The 270-nt window shown below is 56.7% G+C and carries 1 protein-coding gene; it reads left to right on the top strand.

Annotation, left to right across the window (positions count from 1 at the left end):
• The coding region (locus Q4563_RS20015) for a hypothetical protein (RefSeq protein ID WP_303605759.1) at window positions 1-270 on the top strand (270 nt) is incomplete at both ends.

Genomic DNA, 270 nt, shown 5'->3' with positions numbered 1-270 from the left:
AACGGTATTGGGGCTTACCTTGCACAGCTCGGATATTTCCGGCACCAGTCTTTATATCAGTAACGCGGCGCAACTTCCTCTCACCGATTTGCCGCTGTTATCCCATCTGTCGCTGGATGCCAGTCAGGAGACGATCAATCAGGTCATACGACTGGCTCAGGGCTGCCAACGCGGTGCCGCCATCCGGGTTCGTTGTCTCTCGAGCGAAACGGATTTGCCGCTGATCAAACGGTTTGCCCAGCGGCTGAACCACGCCAGGGATAGCACCTG

It is taken from the genome of Gilvimarinus sp. 1_MG-2023, from assembly GCF_030548285.1.
The sequence above is the reverse complement of the archived record's forward strand: the minus strand, read 5'-3'. Positions and strand labels throughout refer to the sequence as shown.